The organism is Enterobacter cloacae complex sp. I3, assembly GCF_014896175.1.
Classification (GTDB): Bacteria; Pseudomonadota; Gammaproteobacteria; order Enterobacterales; family Enterobacteriaceae; genus Enterobacter; species Enterobacter bugandensis.
In genome coordinates this window covers 1-17,571 of record NZ_JADBQZ010000008.1, presented here as the reverse complement: position 1 = coordinate 17,571, position 17,571 = coordinate 1, and the positions used below count along the sequence as shown (strand labels likewise).

At 53.6% G+C, this 17,571-nt stretch carries 19 protein-coding genes and 1 tRNA gene; 7 read left to right on the top strand and 13 right to left on the bottom strand.

Annotation, left to right across the window (positions count from 1 at the left end):
• Nucleotides 1-16: 16 nt before the first annotated feature.
• Nucleotides 17-796, bottom strand: a complete 780-nt coding sequence (deoC, locus tag IM271_RS07640) for a deoxyribose-phosphate aldolase (protein WP_032644972.1) — start codon at nucleotides 794-796, stop codon at nucleotides 17-19.
• A 262-nt stretch (nucleotides 797-1,058) separates the two neighbouring features.
• Between deoC and IM271_RS07635 the strand changes: the two genes are divergently transcribed.
• Together IM271_RS07635 and IM271_RS07630 are read left to right on the top strand one after the other, a co-directional pair.
• A complete protein-coding gene (locus tag IM271_RS07635) occupies nucleotides 1,059-2,594 on the top strand; it encodes a YjjI family glycine radical enzyme (protein WP_193052410.1) in 1,536 nt (511 codons plus the stop codon).
• Nucleotides 2,569-3,429 (top strand): YjjW family glycine radical enzyme activase, encoded by an 861-nt coding sequence (locus tag IM271_RS07630; protein ID WP_049001325.1) that lies wholly within the window; start codon nucleotides 2,569-2,571, stop codon nucleotides 3,427-3,429. The genes IM271_RS07635 and IM271_RS07630 overlap by 26 nt, the downstream gene beginning before the upstream one ends.
• Here the strand turns inward: IM271_RS07630 and IM271_RS07625 are convergent.
• The 8 genes from IM271_RS07625 to IM271_RS07590 all read right to left on the bottom strand — a co-directional run bounded on the left by IM271_RS07625 (nucleotide 3,424) and on the right by IM271_RS07590 (nucleotide 9,786).
• The gene (locus IM271_RS07625; protein ID WP_048958878.1) at nucleotides 3,424-4,206 is read right to left on the bottom strand and encodes a TatD family hydrolase; all 783 of its coding nucleotides are present in this window, start codon (nucleotides 4,204-4,206) and stop codon (nucleotides 3,424-3,426) included. The two genes, IM271_RS07630 and IM271_RS07625, sit on opposite strands and share 6 nt — an antisense overlap.
• Complete coding sequence (locus IM271_RS07620; protein ID WP_032644971.1) at nucleotides 4,203-5,255, bottom strand: patatin family protein; 1,053 nt, start codon at nucleotides 5,253-5,255, stop codon at nucleotides 4,203-4,205. Before IM271_RS07620 ends, IM271_RS07625 begins: the two co-directional genes overlap by 4 nt.
• Nucleotides 5,256-5,375: 120 nt before the next feature.
• Nucleotides 5,376-5,537, bottom strand: coding sequence for a DUF1328 domain-containing protein (locus IM271_RS07615; protein WP_003856556.1), 162 nt, complete (start codon nucleotides 5,535-5,537; stop codon nucleotides 5,376-5,378).
• Between the two features lie 127 nt (nucleotides 5,538-5,664).
• Nucleotides 5,665-6,282: a molecular chaperone OsmY gene (osmY, locus tag IM271_RS07610; protein WP_028015434.1), complete on the bottom strand. Its 618-nt coding sequence runs from the start codon at nucleotides 6,280-6,282 to the stop codon at nucleotides 5,665-5,667.
• Between the two features lie 300 nt (nucleotides 6,283-6,582).
• On the bottom strand, nucleotides 6,583-8,172 hold the full coding sequence (prfC, locus tag IM271_RS07605) for a peptide chain release factor 3 (protein WP_028015433.1): 1,590 nt from the start codon (nucleotides 8,170-8,172) through the stop codon (nucleotides 6,583-6,585).
• A gap of 91 nt (nucleotides 8,173-8,263) precedes the next feature.
• On the bottom strand, nucleotides 8,264-8,941 hold the full coding sequence (gene yjjG / locus IM271_RS07600) for a pyrimidine 5'-nucleotidase (RefSeq protein WP_041911295.1): 678 nt from the start codon (nucleotides 8,939-8,941) through the stop codon (nucleotides 8,264-8,266).
• A 19-nt stretch (nucleotides 8,942-8,960) separates the two neighbouring features.
• Nucleotides 8,961-9,404 carry a ribosomal protein S18-alanine N-acetyltransferase gene (gene rimI / locus IM271_RS07595; protein ID WP_028015431.1) on the bottom strand — a complete coding sequence of 148 codons (444 nt, stop codon included), beginning with the start codon at nucleotides 9,402-9,404 and terminating at the stop codon, nucleotides 8,961-8,963.
• Nucleotides 9,373-9,786, bottom strand: coding sequence for a DNA polymerase III subunit psi (locus IM271_RS07590; RefSeq protein WP_041911296.1), 414 nt, complete (start codon nucleotides 9,784-9,786; stop codon nucleotides 9,373-9,375). Before IM271_RS07590 ends, rimI begins: the two co-directional genes overlap by 32 nt.
• A 102-nt stretch (nucleotides 9,787-9,888) precedes the next feature.
• Between IM271_RS07590 and rsmC the strand changes: the two genes are divergently transcribed.
• Nucleotides 9,889-10,917 carry a 16S rRNA (guanine(1207)-N(2))-methyltransferase RsmC gene (rsmC, locus tag IM271_RS07585; RefSeq protein ID WP_047367286.1) on the top strand — a complete coding sequence of 343 codons (1,029 nt, stop codon included), beginning with the start codon at nucleotides 9,889-9,891 and terminating at the stop codon, nucleotides 10,915-10,917.
• Nucleotides 10,918-11,091: 174 nt separating this feature from the next.
• Nucleotides 11,092-11,178: transfer RNA gene (locus tag IM271_RS07580), tRNA-Leu, on the top strand.
• Between the two features lie 41 nt (nucleotides 11,179-11,219).
• On the opposite strand, the gene IM271_RS07575 is transcribed toward IM271_RS07580, so the two are convergent.
• Complete coding sequence (locus IM271_RS07575; RefSeq protein WP_048959803.1) at nucleotides 11,220-11,489, bottom strand: DUF1435 domain-containing protein; 270 nt, start codon at nucleotides 11,487-11,489, stop codon at nucleotides 11,220-11,222.
• Between the two features lie 217 nt (nucleotides 11,490-11,706).
• Here IM271_RS07575 and IM271_RS07570 point away from each other — a divergent pair, with 217 nt between their 5' ends.
• Nucleotides 11,707-12,771 (top strand): GGDEF domain-containing protein, encoded by a 1,065-nt coding sequence (locus IM271_RS07570; RefSeq protein ID WP_048999318.1) that lies wholly within the window; start codon nucleotides 11,707-11,709, stop codon nucleotides 12,769-12,771.
• A gap of 94 nt (nucleotides 12,772-12,865) precedes the next feature.
• Nucleotides 12,866-13,654 (top strand): siderophore-iron reductase FhuF, encoded by a 789-nt coding sequence (gene fhuF, locus IM271_RS07565; RefSeq protein WP_048959802.1) that lies wholly within the window; start codon nucleotides 12,866-12,868, stop codon nucleotides 13,652-13,654.
• Nucleotides 13,655-13,750: 96 nt separating this feature from the next.
• On the opposite strand, the gene IM271_RS07560 is transcribed toward fhuF, so the two are convergent.
• The gene (locus tag IM271_RS07560) at nucleotides 13,751-15,097 is read right to left on the bottom strand and encodes a PTS sugar transporter subunit IIC (RefSeq protein ID WP_193052409.1); all 1,347 of its coding nucleotides are present in this window, start codon (nucleotides 15,095-15,097) and stop codon (nucleotides 13,751-13,753) included.
• 328 nt (nucleotides 15,098-15,425) lie between these two features.
• On the opposite strand from IM271_RS07560, the gene IM271_RS07555 reads away from it, so the two are divergent.
• Nucleotides 15,426-15,884, top strand: a complete 459-nt coding sequence (locus tag IM271_RS07555; protein WP_023331967.1) for a YbaK/EbsC family protein — start codon at nucleotides 15,426-15,428, stop codon at nucleotides 15,882-15,884.
• Between the two features lie 40 nt (nucleotides 15,885-15,924).
• Here IM271_RS07555 and bglJ read toward each other — a convergent pair whose 3' ends face one another.
• Entirely contained in the window at nucleotides 15,925-16,560 is a 636-nt protein-coding gene (gene bglJ, locus IM271_RS07550; protein ID WP_041911299.1) for a DNA-binding transcriptional activator BglJ, read from the bottom strand.
• The gene (locus tag IM271_RS07545) at nucleotides 16,557-17,294 is read right to left on the bottom strand and encodes a LuxR C-terminal-related transcriptional regulator (protein ID WP_028015423.1); all 738 of its coding nucleotides are present in this window, start codon (nucleotides 17,292-17,294) and stop codon (nucleotides 16,557-16,559) included. Before IM271_RS07545 ends, bglJ begins: the two co-directional genes overlap by 4 nt.
• Nucleotides 17,295-17,571: the final 277 nt, after the last annotated feature.

The window sequence follows — 17,571 nt, the reverse complement described above, 5'->3', positions numbered from 1 at the left end:
CGGCATTGTCTGGCAATCAGTAGCTGCTTGCGCTCTTACCGTCGCCGTGACCCAGCGCCTTCAGCAGGCTGGCCAGCAGGCTGGACGCGCCGAAGCGGTAGTGGCGGGAGTCAGCCCACTCAGCGCCAAACAGTTCGTCGGCAATCGCCAGGAACTGCTGCGCGTCTTCCGCGGTACGTACGCCGCCCGCAGGTTTGAAGCCCACGGTTTTGGATACGCCCATATCGCGGATAACTTCCATCATGATGCGCGCGCTTTCCGGGGTCGCATTGACCGGCACTTTACCGGTAGAGGTTTTGATGAAATCCGCACCGGCTTTGATGGAGATTTCTGACGCCTTACGAATCAGCGCCTCTTCTTTCAGCTCGCCGGTTTCGATGATCACTTTGAGCAGCACGTTTGCCGCCGCACACGCGTCTTTACAGGCTTTCACCAGGTCAAAACCGACCTGCTCGTTGCCGGCAATCAGCGCGCGGTACGGGAACACCACGTCAACTTCGTCTGCGCCGTAGGCAATTGCCGCGCGGGTTTCCGCCAGCGCAATCTCAATGTCGTCATTGCCGTGCGGGAAGTTAGTCACGGTTGCAATGCGCACGTCCGGCGTGCCCTGCTCTTTCAGCGTTTTGCGGGCAATCGGGATAAAGCGCGGGTAGATACAGACGGCGGCGGTGTTACCCACTGGCGTTTTTGCCTGATGGCACAGGGCGATGACTTTTTCATTGGTGTCGTCATCGTTCAGGGTGGTCAGGTCCATCAGCTTCAACGCGCGCAGGCTGCTTGCAGTTAAATCGGTCATAACATTCTCCAACGGCAGTGCCGTATAAATTTTACCTTGCGGGTCTGTGAGTATTCTAACATTCACCCGCATCCACACTTCGACATTCATCACAGTTAATGAAAACTGCGTACAAATTTGCATTACTGTAATGAGATCTTGTTCAAACTTTAGCGTGCAAATTGCTGACTAAAGCAGCGATATCCCTTGTTGGATCAAAAGCGCCGGCAGGCTGGCTTCCTACAATCCGTTCATCATCCGCAGAACATTCAAGGAAGCGAACATGCCCGACGCCCTGCAACAACGTTGCCAGCACATTGTGACAAGCCCGGTGTTAACCCCGGAGCAAAAACGTCATTTTCTGGCGCTGGAAGCGGAAAATTATCTACCCTACCCGACGCTATCTCCGGCCGCCCGCGCCGCGCTGGACGAGGGGTTCATCTGCGACATGTACGAAGGCCATGCCCCCTACAAACCGCGCTACGTGCTGCCGGATTATGAAAAATTCCTGGCTAACGGTTCGCAATGGCTGGAGCTGGAAGGCGCGAAAGATCTTGATGACGCCCTCTCTCTGTTAACTATTCTCTATCACCATGTTCCTTCAGTGACATCAATGCCGGTCTATCTGGGGCAGCTTGATGCGCTACTGAATCCGTATGTTAGAATTCTAACACAAGAAGAAATCGATAGCCGAATAAAACGTTTCTGGCGCTATCTCGACAGAACGCTGCCCGATGCGTTTATGCACGCCAACATCGGGCCCGCCGACGGCCCTGTCACCCGTGCCATTCTGCGTGCAGATGCTGAACTGAAGCAGGTTGCGCCCAATCTGACCTTTATCTACGATCCTGAGATCACCCCAGACGATTTACTGCTTGAGGTGGCAAAAAACATTTGTGAATGCAGCAAACCGCATATTTCAAACGGCCCAGTGAATGATAAAATTTTCACAAAAGGCCGTTTTGGCGTGGTGAGCTGTTACAACTCTCTGCCGCTGGCGGGCGGTGGCAGCACCCTGGTGCGCCTTAACCTCAAGGCAATCGCCGAACACAGCACATCCATTGACGATTTCTTCACCCGCTCGCTCCCGCACTACTGCCAGCAGCAAATCGCCATCATCGATGCGCGCTGCAATTTTCTGTACGGGCAATCCGGCTTCTTTGAGAATAGCTTCCTGGTGAAAGAGGGGCTGATTGATGCCGATCGGTTTGTGCCGATGTTTGGCATGTACGGTCTTGCCGAAGCGGTGAACGTACTGTGTGAGAAAGCAGGCATGGCGGGGCGTTACGGGAAAGACGAGCAGGCCAACGCGCTGGGTTATCGCATCAGCGAACAGCTTGCGGCGTTTGTTGAAAATACGCCGGTGAAGCACGGCTGGAAGCATCGCGCGATGCTGCACGCCCAGTCAGGCATCAGCTCCGATTCGGGCACCACGCCGGGGGCGCGTCTGCCGTACGGTGACGAGCCGGATCCTGTCAGTCATCTGCTGGCCGTAGCGCCGCACCATAAACACTATCATTCCGGGATCAGCGATATTTTAACGCTGGATGAGACGGTAAAACGCAATCCGCAGGCGGTGGTTCAGCTTTGCCTGGGGGCGTTCAGGGCCGGTATGCGTGAGTTCACCGCGAATGTGGCCGGTAACGATCTGGTACGCGTGACCGGCTATATGGTTCGCTTGTCGGATCTGGAGAAATACCGGGAAGCGGGTTCAAGAACGAACACCACGTGGCTGGGGGAAGAGGCCGCACGCAATACCCGTATTCTGGAACGTCAGCCGCGCGTGATAAGCCATGAACAGCAGATGCGCTTTAGTTAGTCAGGTCATCCCCTTCTCCTGCGTGGACGGGCCGGGCAGCCGCCTGGCGCTGTTCCTGCAGGGCTGTAACCTGCGCTGCAAAACCTGCCACAACCCGTGGACCATCGGGCGCTGCAACGACTGCGGGGACTGCGTGCCCCACTGCCCGCACGACGCGCTGACCATTCAGGCCGGACGCGTCTGGTGGCAGGAGAGTCACTGCCAGCAGTGCGACACCTGCCTGCGCCTGTGCCAGCAGCAGGCCACGCCCATGGCGCACCGCCTGAGCGTCGACGAGATCCTCGTTCAGGTCCGTAAATCCGCGCCCTTTATCGAAGGGATCACCGTGAGCGGCGGCGAAGCCACAACCCAACTGCCGTTTTTGATCGCCCTGTTTACCGCGATCAAAACCGATCCTGAGCTACATCATTTAACCTGCCTGGTAGACAGCAACGGTCTGCTAAGCGAAACCGGCTGGCAAAAACTGCTGCCGGTGCTGGATGGCGCAATGCTGGACCTCAAAGCGTGGGGGAATGAATATCACCGCTTCCTGACCGGACGCGAAAACCCGCAGATTAAGGAGAGCATTCGCTGGCTGGCAGACCGTCACCGTTTGACGGAGCTACGCTTGCTGGTCATCCCGGAACAGTGTGATTATCTGGAACATATCAAACCGTTGATCGCGTTCATCCTCGAGCTGGGGAATGTTCCGGTGCGTATTAACGCGTTTCATGCACACGGGGTCTACGGCGAGGCGGCGTCATGGCGCAGCGCCACGCAGGAGGATATTGAACCGCTGGCGCGGGCGCTGGAAAAACAGAAGATAACGGTGATTCGTCCGGCGCTTTATCTATAGCGTGATACCAAAAACCGAACGGGTATTTTCGAGCAGCGCGCTGGCAATGACCTCTTCAGGTTCCTGACGCAGTTCGCACAGCACGTTAAACACCCGCGCCGCCTGTTCCGGGCGATTCGGCTGCCCCTGAAAACCATTCAGCGGCATATCGGGGGCATCCGTTTCCAGTAACAGCGCAGAGAGAGGCAGCTGCGCCATTACGTCACGGGTTTTACTGGCGCGCGGATAGGTGATGGTGCCACCGACGCCAATTTTATAGCCCAGTTCAATAAAACGCTGCGCCTGCTGCAGGCTGCCGGAAAAACCATGCACTACGCCTCTTCGCGGCAGGTCGATGCGCTTCAGGTGCATCGCCAGTTTGTCATGAGTGCGTCGGGAGTGGAGGATCACCGGCAGATCGTGACGCTTTGCCAGCCGAAGCTGCGCGTCCAGGATCGTCTGCTGGCGTTCAAACTGCGGATCTTCGCGATAGAGATCGAGGCCGATCTCGCCGATGGCGACAAGTTTCTCTCCTGCACGTTGCAGCACCCGATCCAGCTCTTCAAGATGCTCATCACGATGGCGCTCAATCACAATCGGATGCAGGCCGAGCGCGGCATAAAGCGCGGAGTATCGCGCGGAAAGATCCAGCACGCGGGTAAAATAGGCCGCTTCAACCGACGGCACAATGATGGCCTGCACGCCGGCTTCGGCAGCTTTCGCAATGCTTTGCGCTTCATTCCCCGTAAACGGCGGGAAATCAAAGTGGCAGTGGGTATCAACAAAGCGGTGCGTCACGCCAGATCCTCGTTATCTAATAAAGCGTCATTCGCCTGCGGAATGTCCACCAGCGGCATGGTCAGGGCGTCATTGGCGACAATTGCAGGTGGCGTAATAATGCGTTTATGCCGATGCAGAGGCGGTTGCTCGGCCAGCATTTTCCCGACGGTCGCCAGGAAGTAACGCCCGCACAGCCGCCCCGTTTTGTAATCCATACGCAACGCAGGCAACCGGCTGCCCAACGCCATGCTCAGCAGCGGCTTAGGCGGATAAATTTCAAAGATGCGCAGCTTGCCCGGGGGTTTTTCAATAAAGCGCTGCATCGCGCCGTAGGTGGTTTCATGCTGCTTCGCGATGTTCACCAGCGGCTGCAGGCTGCTGTCGCCCAGCCAGCGCTCCATCCGCTTAAACCACTGGGGGGTGTAATACATTTGCGATGGAACGGTACGGATCACCACGATGGTTTTCGCCCCGCGTCGCGCGGCTTCCTGAACCGGCACCGCGTCGCTGATGCCGCCGTCCAGATAGCTGATGCCATCCAGCAGCGCGCCGGTACGATAAAAACCGGGAATAGCGCTGGAGGCGCGGATGATGTCGAGCCAGTTCTCCTTCTGCGGTGAGAAATAGCCCGGCGAATAGTCATCCCCCCGGCTGGCGCACATCCAGAATTCTTTGCCGCTATCAAACAGGCGGGCGGCGGTATCCATGGCCAGCGGCATCTGGCTGGAGGTCGACTCCAGCAGCCAGTCGAGATCGATCAGGTTGCCGCCGCGAACGAAGCGCACCGGGTTAAAAAATTCTTTCGCCGTGGTGAAGCGCATGATCACTTTTCGCGCGTAGCCGGGCTGGTTACAGACATAGGCAGAGAGATTCTGCGCCCCGGCGGACGTGCCGAAGTAGAGGTCAAACGGGTTGAACTGCGCGCGCATAAATTCATCCAGCACGCCAGCGGTGAAAATGCCGCGCTGTCCTCCCCCCTCGCAGACAAGTGCGAGTTGACCCGCACTAAACGGTTTTAACGTCAGCGGCGCAATATTGCCGAGCGTAACGGGAATTCGTTGCCCCACCTCTGCTTTCCTGTTTTGATTATTTTATCACTCCACAGTAACGCACCCGACCTGTAACGCAAATAAGAAAAAGCCAGTCGCAGTGACTGGCTTTATTTTGTTGAAGGAATATTGCGTTTGCTACGGACGTCTACGACCCGTAAACAGGCTGACCAGGAACAGAATAATACCAACGACGAAGACAATTTTAGCTGCCCATGCCGCTGTACCTGCCAGACCACCAAAGCCCAATGCGGCGGCAATTAACGCGATAACCAGAAATATAATGCCCCAACGAAACATAAGCTTCTCCTTTACCATAGTTAATGTCGGCCGCTAAACGTGAGCGCTCAGGTCACTCACCGGCGTTTTTCCAGAGTCGTTCTTATTTCGCCCGCAGGGTTAAGCCTTACGGGCGAATGGTCCAGAATTACTTCGTTTTCAGATCGTTTTTAACGCTTTTAACACCATCAATGGCTTTCGCAATTGACTCGGCGCGTTCACTTTGCGCCTGTGAATCAACCGTACCGGAAAGCTGAACCACGCCATCGGTGGTTTCCACTTTCACCTTACGAGACGGCACGATGTCATCTGCTAACAGTTTAGCTTTGATTTCGCTGGTAGTAGCGGCATCACCGGCATAACCTTTCACCGAGGCGTTTTTACCGTCGCGAACGTGCAGTTTATCGCTCACGGATGCGACACCTTCGACACCCTTCGCCACCTTCACAGCCTGTTCGGCCTGGGCCTGGCTTTCAACAAAGCCACTCAGGGTAACGACCTTTTTGTCGGTCTTAACGGAAATATCGGTGCTCTTGATGGCTTCATCATCCACCAGTGCGGCTTTCACTTTTGCTGTGATAGAGCTGTCGTCCATGAAATTACCGACTTTATTCATAGAGCTATCGATTTTTTGCCCTGCGGTGTCGGCCGTGGACTGTGCTTTATCCATGGTGCTGCTTTCCGCCAGGGCGGAACCGCTAACCAGAACGCTACCCAGTGTTACAGCCAGCAGAGTTTTAGAAATCTTCAGTCTTGTCATATTCATCGATGTATTCCTGTGTTTTACCCGTTATTCGGGCTAAATACTTCCTTAGTAGTTTTATATATCGCGAATAAACACACGGGTGAAATGGAGAACCAATCGACATGCATTGAACAGTTAATTCATCCATGCCCGGTGCTAAACACTGAGTTAAATATAGATCACTCTCACAATGCCGCTTTCAGAATTGCGTAAAAAACGCGCGAATAACGTGAATTTGCGGTGAATTAAGAACATTCCGCAAGGGACTAATAAGACAGGAATAAAAGAAGAGCACGGCGATTGCCGTGCTCCAGGAGGGGATTAGTGTTCGCGCGTTTTGCGGAACTGAACGTCTGGATAACGTTCCTGCGTCAGGTTCAGGTTGACCATCGTTGGCGCGATATAGGTCAGGTTGTCGCCGCCATCAAGCGCCAGCTGAATTTCGTTCTTACGCTTAAATTCTTCGAATTTCTTCACGTCAGAACACTCAACCCAGCGCGCGGTCGCCACGTTGACCGATTCGTAAATCGCTTCCACGTTGTATTCGCTCTTCAGGCGCGCAACCACCACGTCGAACTGCAGCACACCGACCGCGCCGACAATCAGATCGTTGTTGGCGATTGGACGGAACACCTGCACGGCGCCCTCTTCAGAGAGCTGAACAAGGCCTTTCAGCAGCTGTTTCTGCTTCAGCGGATCGCGCAGACGAATGCGACGGAACAGCTCCGGTGCGAAGTTCGGAATACCCGTGAACTTCATCATCTCGCCCTGGGTGAAGGTATCGCCGATCTGGATCGTACCGTGGTTGTGCAGACCGATGATGTCGCCCGGATACGCCTCTTCAACGTGCGAACGGTCGCCCGCCATAAAGGTCAGCGCGTCGGAAATCACGACATCTTTACCGATGCGCACCTGGCGCAGCTTCATGCCCTTCTCATACTTACCGGACACCACGCGCATGAAGGCCACGCGGTCGCGGTGTTTCGGGTCCATGTTGGCCTGAATTTTAAAGACGAAGCCGGTGAACTTCTCTTCCTTCGCTTCCACTTCGCGGGTGTCGGTTTTACGCGGCATCGGCTGAGGTGCCCACTCCACCAGACCGTCCAGCATGTGGTCAACGCCGAAGTTACCCAGCGCGGTACCGAAGAAGACCGGGGTAATTTCGCCGCTCAGGAACAGTTCTTTGTCGAACTCGTGAGACGCGCCCTTCACCAGCTCCAGCTCGTCGCGCAACTGCGCGGCCAGCTCTTCGCCAACGGCGGCATCGAGATCCGGGTTGTCCAGACCTTTCACAATGCGCACTTCCTGAATGGTGTGGCCTTTACCGGTCTGATACAGGTAAGTTTCGTCTTTATAGAGGTGATAAACCCCTTTGAACAGCTTACCGCAGCCAATTGGCCAGGTGATTGGCGCACAGGCGATCTTCAGCTCGTTTTCCACTTCATCCATCAGCTCCATCGGATCGCGGATGTCACGGTCGAGTTTGTTCATAAAGGTGAGGATCGGCGTATCGCGCAGACGGGTAACTTCCATCAGCTTGCGGGTACGATCTTCTACACCCTTCGCGGCGTCAATCACCATCAGACAGCAGTCCACCGCCGTCAGGGTACGGTAAGTATCTTCGGAGAAGTCTTCGTGCCCCGGGGTGTCCAGCAGGTTCACCAGGCAGTCGTGATACGGGAACTGCATCACGGAGGTGGTAATCGAAATACCACGCTGCTTTTCCATCTCCATCCAGTCAGATTTTGCATGCTGGCTGGAGCCACGGCCTTTAACGGTACCCGCAGTCTGGATCGCCTGTCCGAACAGCAACACCTTCTCGGTGATGGTCGTTTTACCGGCATCCGGGTGCGAGATAATGGCAAAAGTACGGCGCTTGGCCACCTCTTGCAGATAAGGAGACAACGTCATAATTAAATCTTCTTTTATAAGCGCGGCAGCACGCCACGCATCATGGAATACAAAATTGCGGCTATTTTACCCATCAACGGGGGGCAGGCAATCATTGTTTACACAGGAGTTGCTCCAGTTCGGTCAATGACGTGACGGTCCAGGTTGGCTCGATGCCTTCAGGCTTCACGCGGCCATGCGCATTCAGCCAGACGGTCGACAAACCTGACTTCATACCGCCAAGAATATCAGACTCTGCGGTATCACCCACCATCAGCACGCGATCGCGGTCGGGATTACCGGCCTGCGCCAGCGCATAATCGAAAATTCGCGGATCCGGTTTCGGCACGCCGACCTCTTCCGAGATCACCAGCGCATCGAAATGATCGCGCAGGCCGGTGCGCTCAAGGCGGATCTGCTGCAGGGCGGTAAAACCGTTGGTGATGATCCCCAGTTTCACCTTGCCTTTCAACGCATTCAGCAGGGAAACCGCGCCCGGCAGGGGCGCACAGATATCGGCCATGGCGTTAAGGAAAGCCTCGTTCAGCGTCCCCGGACTGACCTTTAAGCGCTCCGCCCAGACGTCAAATCGCTGGTGCTGAAGTTGTAACGCAGTGATGGCACCGTTCTGGTAATCCACCCACAGCGGCTTGTTCACCGCCTGATAGTCCTGAAAATCTTCGGCGGTGAAGGTCACGCTATAGTCGAGAAACATCCGCTGTAGGCCGCCGAACGAGTCAAACGTAAACAGCGTTTCGTCGGCATCAAAGAAAATCCAGTCCCATTTCATCGTTACAACCTTATATTCGTTATCCAATTGGCAGAGCCATGATAATGGCGTCTTCACGTCCCTCTGCGGTGGGGTAGTAGTTACGTCGGACTGTCGCCTCGTTAAAGCCTAAGCTTTCATAGAGCGCGATGGCGGCGACATTCGACGCGCGCACCTCCAGCCACAGGGTGAAAACGTCGCGGGTTTCGAGCTCACGAATGAGATGCTCAAGCAGTTCTCTGCCCAGCCCACGGCGCTGAAACGCCGGGTCGACGGCGATGTTAAACAGCGTCGCCTCGTCAAGAACCACCTGCGTGATGGCAAACGCGGCCAGGGTGCCGTCAACGTCCAGACGGTAGTTCAGATAGCGCTCGCCCTGATTGCTGGCAAACGTTTTTTCGCTCCACGGAAAAGCGTGGGCGCGTGTTTCAATCGCGAACGCTGCGGTCAGGTCAGGCGTCGTGAGGGAAGAAATCGTGTTCATATTCGCAGATTTGTTGCCATAGCGCGCTGCGCGCCTTTGGATTGGCTTTCAGCTCGTCCAGCGCTGGTGAGCTGATTTGGCTCCCCTGAAGAGAGATGTCGTTTGTCTCTCCGATGCGCCAGCTGTTACAGCGGCTATCAGGAGGAAGCATGGCAACCCGTTCCGGCGTCAGCTGTAAGACCTGGTCGGGCGTCAGCTTCAGGCTGCGAAGGACATCACCGATCAGGGGCTCATTCAGGGCAGGCAGTTCTTCCGCCACCATCACCAGCCGAACGTGCGCGGGGATGGAGATGGCGATTTCGCCCTGCAACGCCGTCGGGCGACGCAAAGCCCACTGGGTGATGCCCAGCTGCTGCAACTGCCAGTCTCGTCGGGATGTCATAGGGATAACTCCTGTCTCTCAGGCGCGCAAATATAGCAAATGTGTCGAAAGTGCGCCATCTACCTACTATAATCCCCGCCTGAGTTTATTGAGGAACAATTCATGTCTGCATTTACCCCGGCAAGTGAAGTCTTGCTGCGTCACAGTGATGATTTCGAAGAAAGCCGTATTCTGTTTGCCGGAGATATGCAGGATGACCTGCCCGCGCGTTTCGACTGTGCTGAAAGCCGTGCCCACACCCAATACTACCACCACTGGCAGGTGCTGAGCCGCCAGATGGGCGAGCGCGCACGCTTCAGCCTGGTGGCGGAGCAGAGCGATATTGCCGACTGCGATACGCTGATCTACTACTGGCCGAAGAACAAGCCAGAAGCCCAGTTCCAGCTGATGAACCTGCTCTCCCTGCTGCCGGTTGGCTGCGATATTTTCGTGGTCGGTGAAAACCGCAGCGGTGTCCGTAGCGCCGAGCAGATGCTGGAAGCCTACGCGCCGCTGACCAAAGTCGACAGCGCACGTCGCTGCGGTCTGTATCATGGCCGTCTGGAAAAACAGACAACGTTTGATGCGCAGGCATACTGGGACGAGTACCAGCTTGACGGCCTGACCATCAAAACCCTGCCGGGTGTCTTCAGCCGTGACGCGCTGGATACGGGCAGCAAGCTGCTGCTCTCCACCCTGACGCCGCACACCAAAGGCAAAGTGCTGGACGTGGGCTGCGGCGCGGGCGTGCTTTCAACGGTGCTTGCCAGCCATTCACCAAAAGTGCGCTTAACCCTGTGTGACGTGAGCGCCCCGGCGGTTGAAGCAAGCCGCGCAACGCTTGCGGCCAACGGCATTGAAGGCGATGTGATTGCCAGCAACGTCTTCTCTGACGTCACCGGCCGCTTTGACATGATCATCTCTAACCCGCCGTTCCACGACGGGATGGAAACCAGCCTCGAAGCTGCGCAAACCCTGATCCGTGGCGCGACTCGTCACCTCAACAGCGGCGGCGAGCTGCGCATCGTGGCGAACGCCTTCCTGGCGTACCCGAAAGTGCTGGACGAAACCTTCGGCTTCCACGAAGTGATCGCCCAGACGGGCCGCTTTAAGGTCTACCGCACCGTGATGACGCGTCAGGCAAAAAAATAATTCGCCATACAATGCAGGCCGGATAAGCGCCAGCGCCATCCGGCAAGCAGGCGTCGCAATTCCGTCCATTTTTGCAGCAATCAATAAAAGGCGCGCACTTTTCTGTTGACGTAAAGCTGAAAACATCTAGAATGCGCCTCCGTGGTTACGATACTTTTACAGTATCGATGGTATGCGAAGGTGGCGGAATTGGTAGACGCGCTAGCTTCAGGTGTTAGTGTCCTTACGGATGTGGGGGTTCGAGTCCCCCCCCTCGCACCAATTATCTTATCTCCCTTCTGTAATACCTCTTATTTTCCCTGTTATTTCAAACTCATCATTATCACCAGAATTGCGCTGACTAATGCGACGCATGATGGCAGTAACACATAATGGCGTAGGTGCTTATGCCAGATCATGCCTGACGTCATCAGCAGCCCTGCCACAATGATGGCCTTCCAGCTTTCGATGGAGAGATCGGCAAACATCAAACCGCCAAGGATTACGCCCGGCAGCAATACTCCCCATGCACTTCCCAGCGCCCTGTTCAACATACATCGCCCTTTCATAACGATAATGATAAACAATATCATATGATAAAAATTATCATTTGTCAGCGCAGTGAAGCAAAAAAAAATCGCCCTTTCTCCTTATGTAGAATGACAGAAATTTCCTAAGGTGATAAATTGCTCACCTGTTAACTACACATAAACTTTTTCTTATAATTACGCTTTGAGTTTTTTGCATAATTAAGTGCGAAACCACACCTATTCATCTGTTTTAATTAAGTTTTAATAAAAACGCACGACTATGACATCACAATCCTGGCGGTCTTTGGTTCAAAGAAAATATCAATTATCGTTACGTTTATTTTTATTTCTGAACGCAACGTCAGCCGTGTTCTCGGTAACAAACCCGCTCTATTCTGTACGCGTGTTTTCTGCCCCTCTGATTGCTATTTTCGCGATCAGTACTGGCCTGTTCATCTGGCACTGGAAAAAGCGCGCGCGGAAGATAAATATTCCTGCCGTTTCAGCAATCTTTGGTATTTTGTGGGCCTGGCAAATAGATTCGAAATTTTCGCTAATTACCCATGACCAGGCGATGTATTTGATAATAGCTTTACTCACGGTGCTTTTTATCGGAACGCTGGCCTTCGCCAGTAATATCAAAGCATTTACGCTGCACTCGCTCCCCGCCTTTATTGTCTGCCTGTGGTTAAGTGACCAGGATATATGGCTAAGAATGTCCTATTCTTTCGCACTTCCTGTGGTGGCTATTGCTATTCATAACATTTTGCAACGGCGCAACGATCGCTTCGCCCAGGAGCTGCTCTCTCGCCTGCTGGAAGAACGGGAAACTCTGACCGATCTCAGTATGATGGACCCGCTAACCGGGCTCTATAATCGTCGCGGCCTGCAGAGCCGTCTGGAGAACCTGCCGGCTGTAGAAAACGGCGAACATTTTGTTCTTTTGATGGATATCGACCACTTCAAAGCCTATAACGACCATTATGGCCACATGATGGGTGACCAGGCGCTGAAGCGCGTCTCTGCGGCAATTCGTGATGCCGTCCGCTCGCGCGATATTGTGGCGCGTTTCGGTGGGGAAGAGTTCATGGTGCTGCTGACGAATATTTCACTTGAACACGCCCGCCATACGGCAGAGCGGATCCGTCAGAAAGTCTATGATTTGAAAATCCCCCATCTGTTCAACGAAAGCGTCGCCACCAATGTCACCATCAGCATCGGTATTGCCATTTTCGAAAACGAGGACGTGGAAAGCGCTCTGGAGAGAGCGGACAGAGCCCTCTATGAAGCAAAGCATTTAGGTCGCAATAACATTCTGCTGAGTGAAGAGCTACAAACCGCTTAAGCGCGTCTTCGGTTAATCAGGACAAAAGTCTTGCCATTGGTATGAGCAATAGTTAGGATTGGCAATCATTATCATTTAGATTTCTATCTCAACTATGGCTACGCATACCGCACACATCGTTGAACCACTCCTCTGGCGAGCGCCCCTCACCAGCGGGAATGCGTCGCTTGCGGATGCCATACGGGACAAGATTGCTAAGACGCGCGCCCACCTGCTGGACTTTATCAGGCTTGATGAAGCGCCCCCGCACCACACCATGACGCTCGCTGAGTGGCAGCAGCCCTCTACGCTGCAGTCGCTGCTTGCAACCTATTCCGACCATATCTATCGCAATCAGCCGACCCTAACGCGGGAAAATAAACCTCTGCTTTCCCTGTGGGCACAGTGGTATATCGGGCTGATGGTTCCCCCACTCATGCTGGCGGTATTAACCCAAAAGAGCATGCTGGCGCTCTCCCCGGATCATTTTCACGTCGAGTTCCACGAAACTGGCCGAGCAGCCTGCTTCTGGATTGATCTGCACGAAGATCGCGGCGCAGAGCAGTTCTCTGCTCAGGAACGTCTGGAACAGCTTGTCATCCAGGCCCTGATCCCAGTGGTAGAGGCACTTGAAGCAACGGGCGAGATCAACGGGAAGCTTATCTGGAGTAATACCGGGTATTTAATTCACTGGTATTTAACAGAAATGAAGCCGCTGCTTGGCGATGAGAAAGTGGAGGCCCTGCGCCAGTCCTGCTTCTTTGCCAAACAGCTTTCCGATGGTCGCGATAATCCGTTATTCCGTACCGTTGTGCTCCGTGACGGGCTTCTGGTACGCCGTACCTGCTGCCAGCGCTATCGCCTGCCGGACGTTAAGCAGTGCGGGGATTGCACGCTGAAGTAGTGCAGTGAATTGCCCGGTGACGCTTCGCTTACCGGGCCTACAAAAACCTCGACTCGTAGGCCGGGTAAGGCGCAGCCACCACCCGGCACAACGTCTTTAAGCCACCTGCTGATTGTCCTCTTCCCCATTACGCTGCGCTTCTTCCGCTTCCTGCTCCAGCAGTTGCTTCTCGTACACTTTGAAGAACGGGTAGTAGATGATTGCCGACACGCAGGCCAGAACCACAACCAGGATAGCCGCGCGGAAATCCCAGCCCAGGGCCCATGCTGCGCCTATCGGCGCCGGTGCCGTCCAGGGAACCACTGAAATAACACGACCAATCAGATCAAACGTCATCGCCACCCAGGCCAGCACGGCGTTAACCATCGGGGCTAGCAGGAACGGAATAAAGAACACCGGGTTCATTACAATCGGCGTACCGAAGATAACGGGTTCGTTGATGTTGAAGAAGCTGGGCACCACGCTCAATCGGCCAATAGAGCGTAAATGCGCTGAACGGCTGCGCAGATAGCAAATCACCAGACCCATCGTCGCACCCGACCCGCCAATCACGATGAAGAACGTCCAGAAGGCTTCCATAAAAATATGTGGCAGAGGATGGCCGGCAGCCAGCGCGGTCTGGTTCGCTCCGAGGTTAGTCAGCCAGAACATCTGCAGCATCCCGGAGACAATAGCCGCCCCGTGGATCCCGGCGAACCACAGCAGGTGGCCAATCAACACCGCCAGCAGGATCGCGGGCAGTGAATCCGCCGCGGAAACCAGAGGCTTGAAGATGGACATAATTGCCTGCGGGATCAGCATGTCAAACTGAGACTGAATCACCAGGCTCAGCGGATAAAGCGTTAACACCACCACCAGCACCGGGATCAGCAGGTCAAAGGAGTTTTTGATCATCGGCGGCACCTGGTCCGGCAGGCGAATACCGATGTTATGCGCCTTCAGGAAACGCATCATTTCAACGCAGTAAATCGCCACCAGAATGGCGGTAAAAATACCCGTTCCACCCAGGCTGTCGACGGGAAGCGTGCCTTTGGTTTTCGGGGCGGCAACCAGCAGAAACGCCATCAGCGAAAGCATGGCGCACATGAACGGATCCAGCTGGTGCGTTTTGACATAATGTTTGCCAAGGTTATAGGCGATGGCCGCGCAGATATAAATGGACATAATGCCCATCGTCATATCAAACGGCGTCAGGATCTGGCCTTCAAACTGCTTCGCCATATCCAGCCAGGCGCGTGCGAAACCCCAGGTGGTATCAGGCGAAAACGGTGGGTAAGCAAACACTAATAAAAATGAACCCACAATCATGAACGGCATCGCAGAGATGAACCCATCACGAATAGCCATGACATGACGCTGGGACGAGATCCGCCCGGCAATCGGGCTCACGTAATTTTCAACGAAACGGAATATCAGATTAAACGCAGCATGGTTGGCAGACATGATTGATCTCCTGTCAGACGTTTATTACAGGCGCGCTCGCGCCGCACGTTGTTCCATAAATCAGCTTCACAACCTTGCTGGCTTGCGTACCAGCGGTACTGCTCAGACGAAATGGTTTCATAATTGGCTCTTATTATTGGATACAGGGGACGTTACATACTCAGTATTAATCTACGCATCACGCTCTGCAACCGGTTACTGTAACCGGTTTCTGTGATTGTGAAGAGGATCCAGAAATCAGCCATCCTGGATATTTGTTACTTAAGAGATATTTACAGAGCATAAATTCTTATGACAGATTACGCAGGATATTTGTCAGGAGGAAACAATGAGTTTGCAGTCCGTACAGCAGTTTTTTGCCGACAACGCGCCGGAAATAGAGGTAATAGAACTTAGCCAGAGTACGGCTACCGTTGCGCTGGCTGCTGCCGCCCACCGTGTAGAGCCGGGACAAATCGCCAAAACCCTATCGTTGAAGGTTAAAAATGAGGTGATTCTGGTGGTGGCGAAGGGTGATGCGCGTCTGGATAACAAAAAACTGAAAGACACGTTTGGCGCGAAAGCACGCATGCTCAGCAGTGATGAAGTGGTTACCGTGACGGGTCATCCCGTTGGTGGCGTCTGCCCGTTTGGGCTTGAAAACCCACTTGCGGTTTACTGCGATATCTCTTTAAAACAATACGCTGAAGTGCTCCCCGCCGCTGGCGCTATTCATAGTGCCGTACGTATTTCTCCGGACAGAATGGCAGAGCTGACTTCAGCAAAGTGGGTTGATGTGTGCATCTGAATGACGCGCCAGAGCACATCTGGCGCGCAAAAGGTACAGGTTACAAAAATGTCGGTTTGCTTAGCCCCACAGTTCGCGGTTCTCTAACCGGAAGATGGGTAAGAATATCCGCTGCATCAAGCAATCCTACGTCAGAATTCACCCCTAGCTTCACCATCGCATTAAACTTATGCGCGCGAATAGTCTTGATATTGCGTTCAAGCTGCGCCGCGATTTCGGGAATGGAATATCCGCATGACATATAACGTAAAATTGCTCTTTCCGTTGGGCTTAACATCCGGTTCTGACTGCAGTACCAGTGGTTAAGCATATTGTCATTAATGCGCAGCGTTTCGCTCAACAATACCACTAACTCCTTCAGCAGGTGTTCAAGGGTCACCGATTTACTGACCACACCGTGAAGACGTGAAGGCGAAAGATGGCTAATCAATCTCGCCTCCATCTCATCCGAGACCAGGATAATGCGCTGAATATGGCTATGCGTAAACGCGAGATCCCGCAGATGCGCCAGGCAGTTACGTCGTTCTTCTCGCGCATCGGAAAGCGAATAGATCAGCGAGAAAAAATTCACGTGTTGCAGTGCTTTCTTAAAGCCATCAAAATCATTAAACAGGTGCAGTTGATATTGGCTGAGTTCAGGCTGCGTAAAAAGATGCTGCAGCCCGACCGCACTCATCGAGCAATTTTCGATGATGGCGATATGTCTTGTTGAATCGGTTTTTTCCATTCCTCGAACTCTCCATAGGCTGACATTAAACTCAGCTCTCTCATTCCCTGTGTACTGTTGATCCAGGCGTACATATCGGCATTACTCCGTAATGACAGCCTTCTCATCGCACTGTTTTTCTGCGCACTGATCGTTTTATTGCTCTTTTTAAGCAACGTAGCGATTTGGTTAATCCCCCACCCTTTGCCTAACAGGCGAAGCACCTTACGTTCTGAGTGCGTGAGCGCAATAAAGTGTTCGTCGTCATCCTCACTTTGCTCAGGTTCTGGGGTTAATAACGTCTGGCTTATCCGTTCTGCGCGTTCGCTCCCTGCCCGGATAGCGTTAACGACACCTTCGATAGGTTCCATATCAGAAAGCAGCGTGCTTTCCGGCCGCATAAGCAGTTCAACGGCAATAGGGTAAAACGGCCGGGAGACCAAAAAGATCCAGTGGATTTCCCGGTACTGGTTCAGTAAGCGGTAATACTCTTCGAGCGTACCCCGTGGGTTCCTGTATTCGCCTGAAACGTCGGCGATAATCACATCTGCGCGGCGCAACTGAAGCAGGGTTAACTCCTGCAGTGAGCGGCAGTAGGTCAATTCAAAATCGGGGAAATGACGTGCCATCACGTCCCCTAACCCATTCTGCATGACGGGTATCCGGCTAATGACAACGCCATGCTTACCAGGCAACGACAACATAGACCCTCCGTGTCCATTTTCCTTCGGTGCGTCAAGTAAAACGCACCAAGGTTTAAATATTTTCTTCCCTGAGTATAAAAAGATTAATACAAGCAGAAGATGAGATATGTTCTTAGTTTAGGAAATGCCTAAAACAGCGCTAATATCTCACAAAGCGCAAATCAATTTAATTGCGCAGACATTAAAATAACAACAAAATAAAATTAGAATTTCTAAATACAAATATTTTATTATTTCAAATTAATAATTCATCATATTAATAAATTAATCCTGTAAG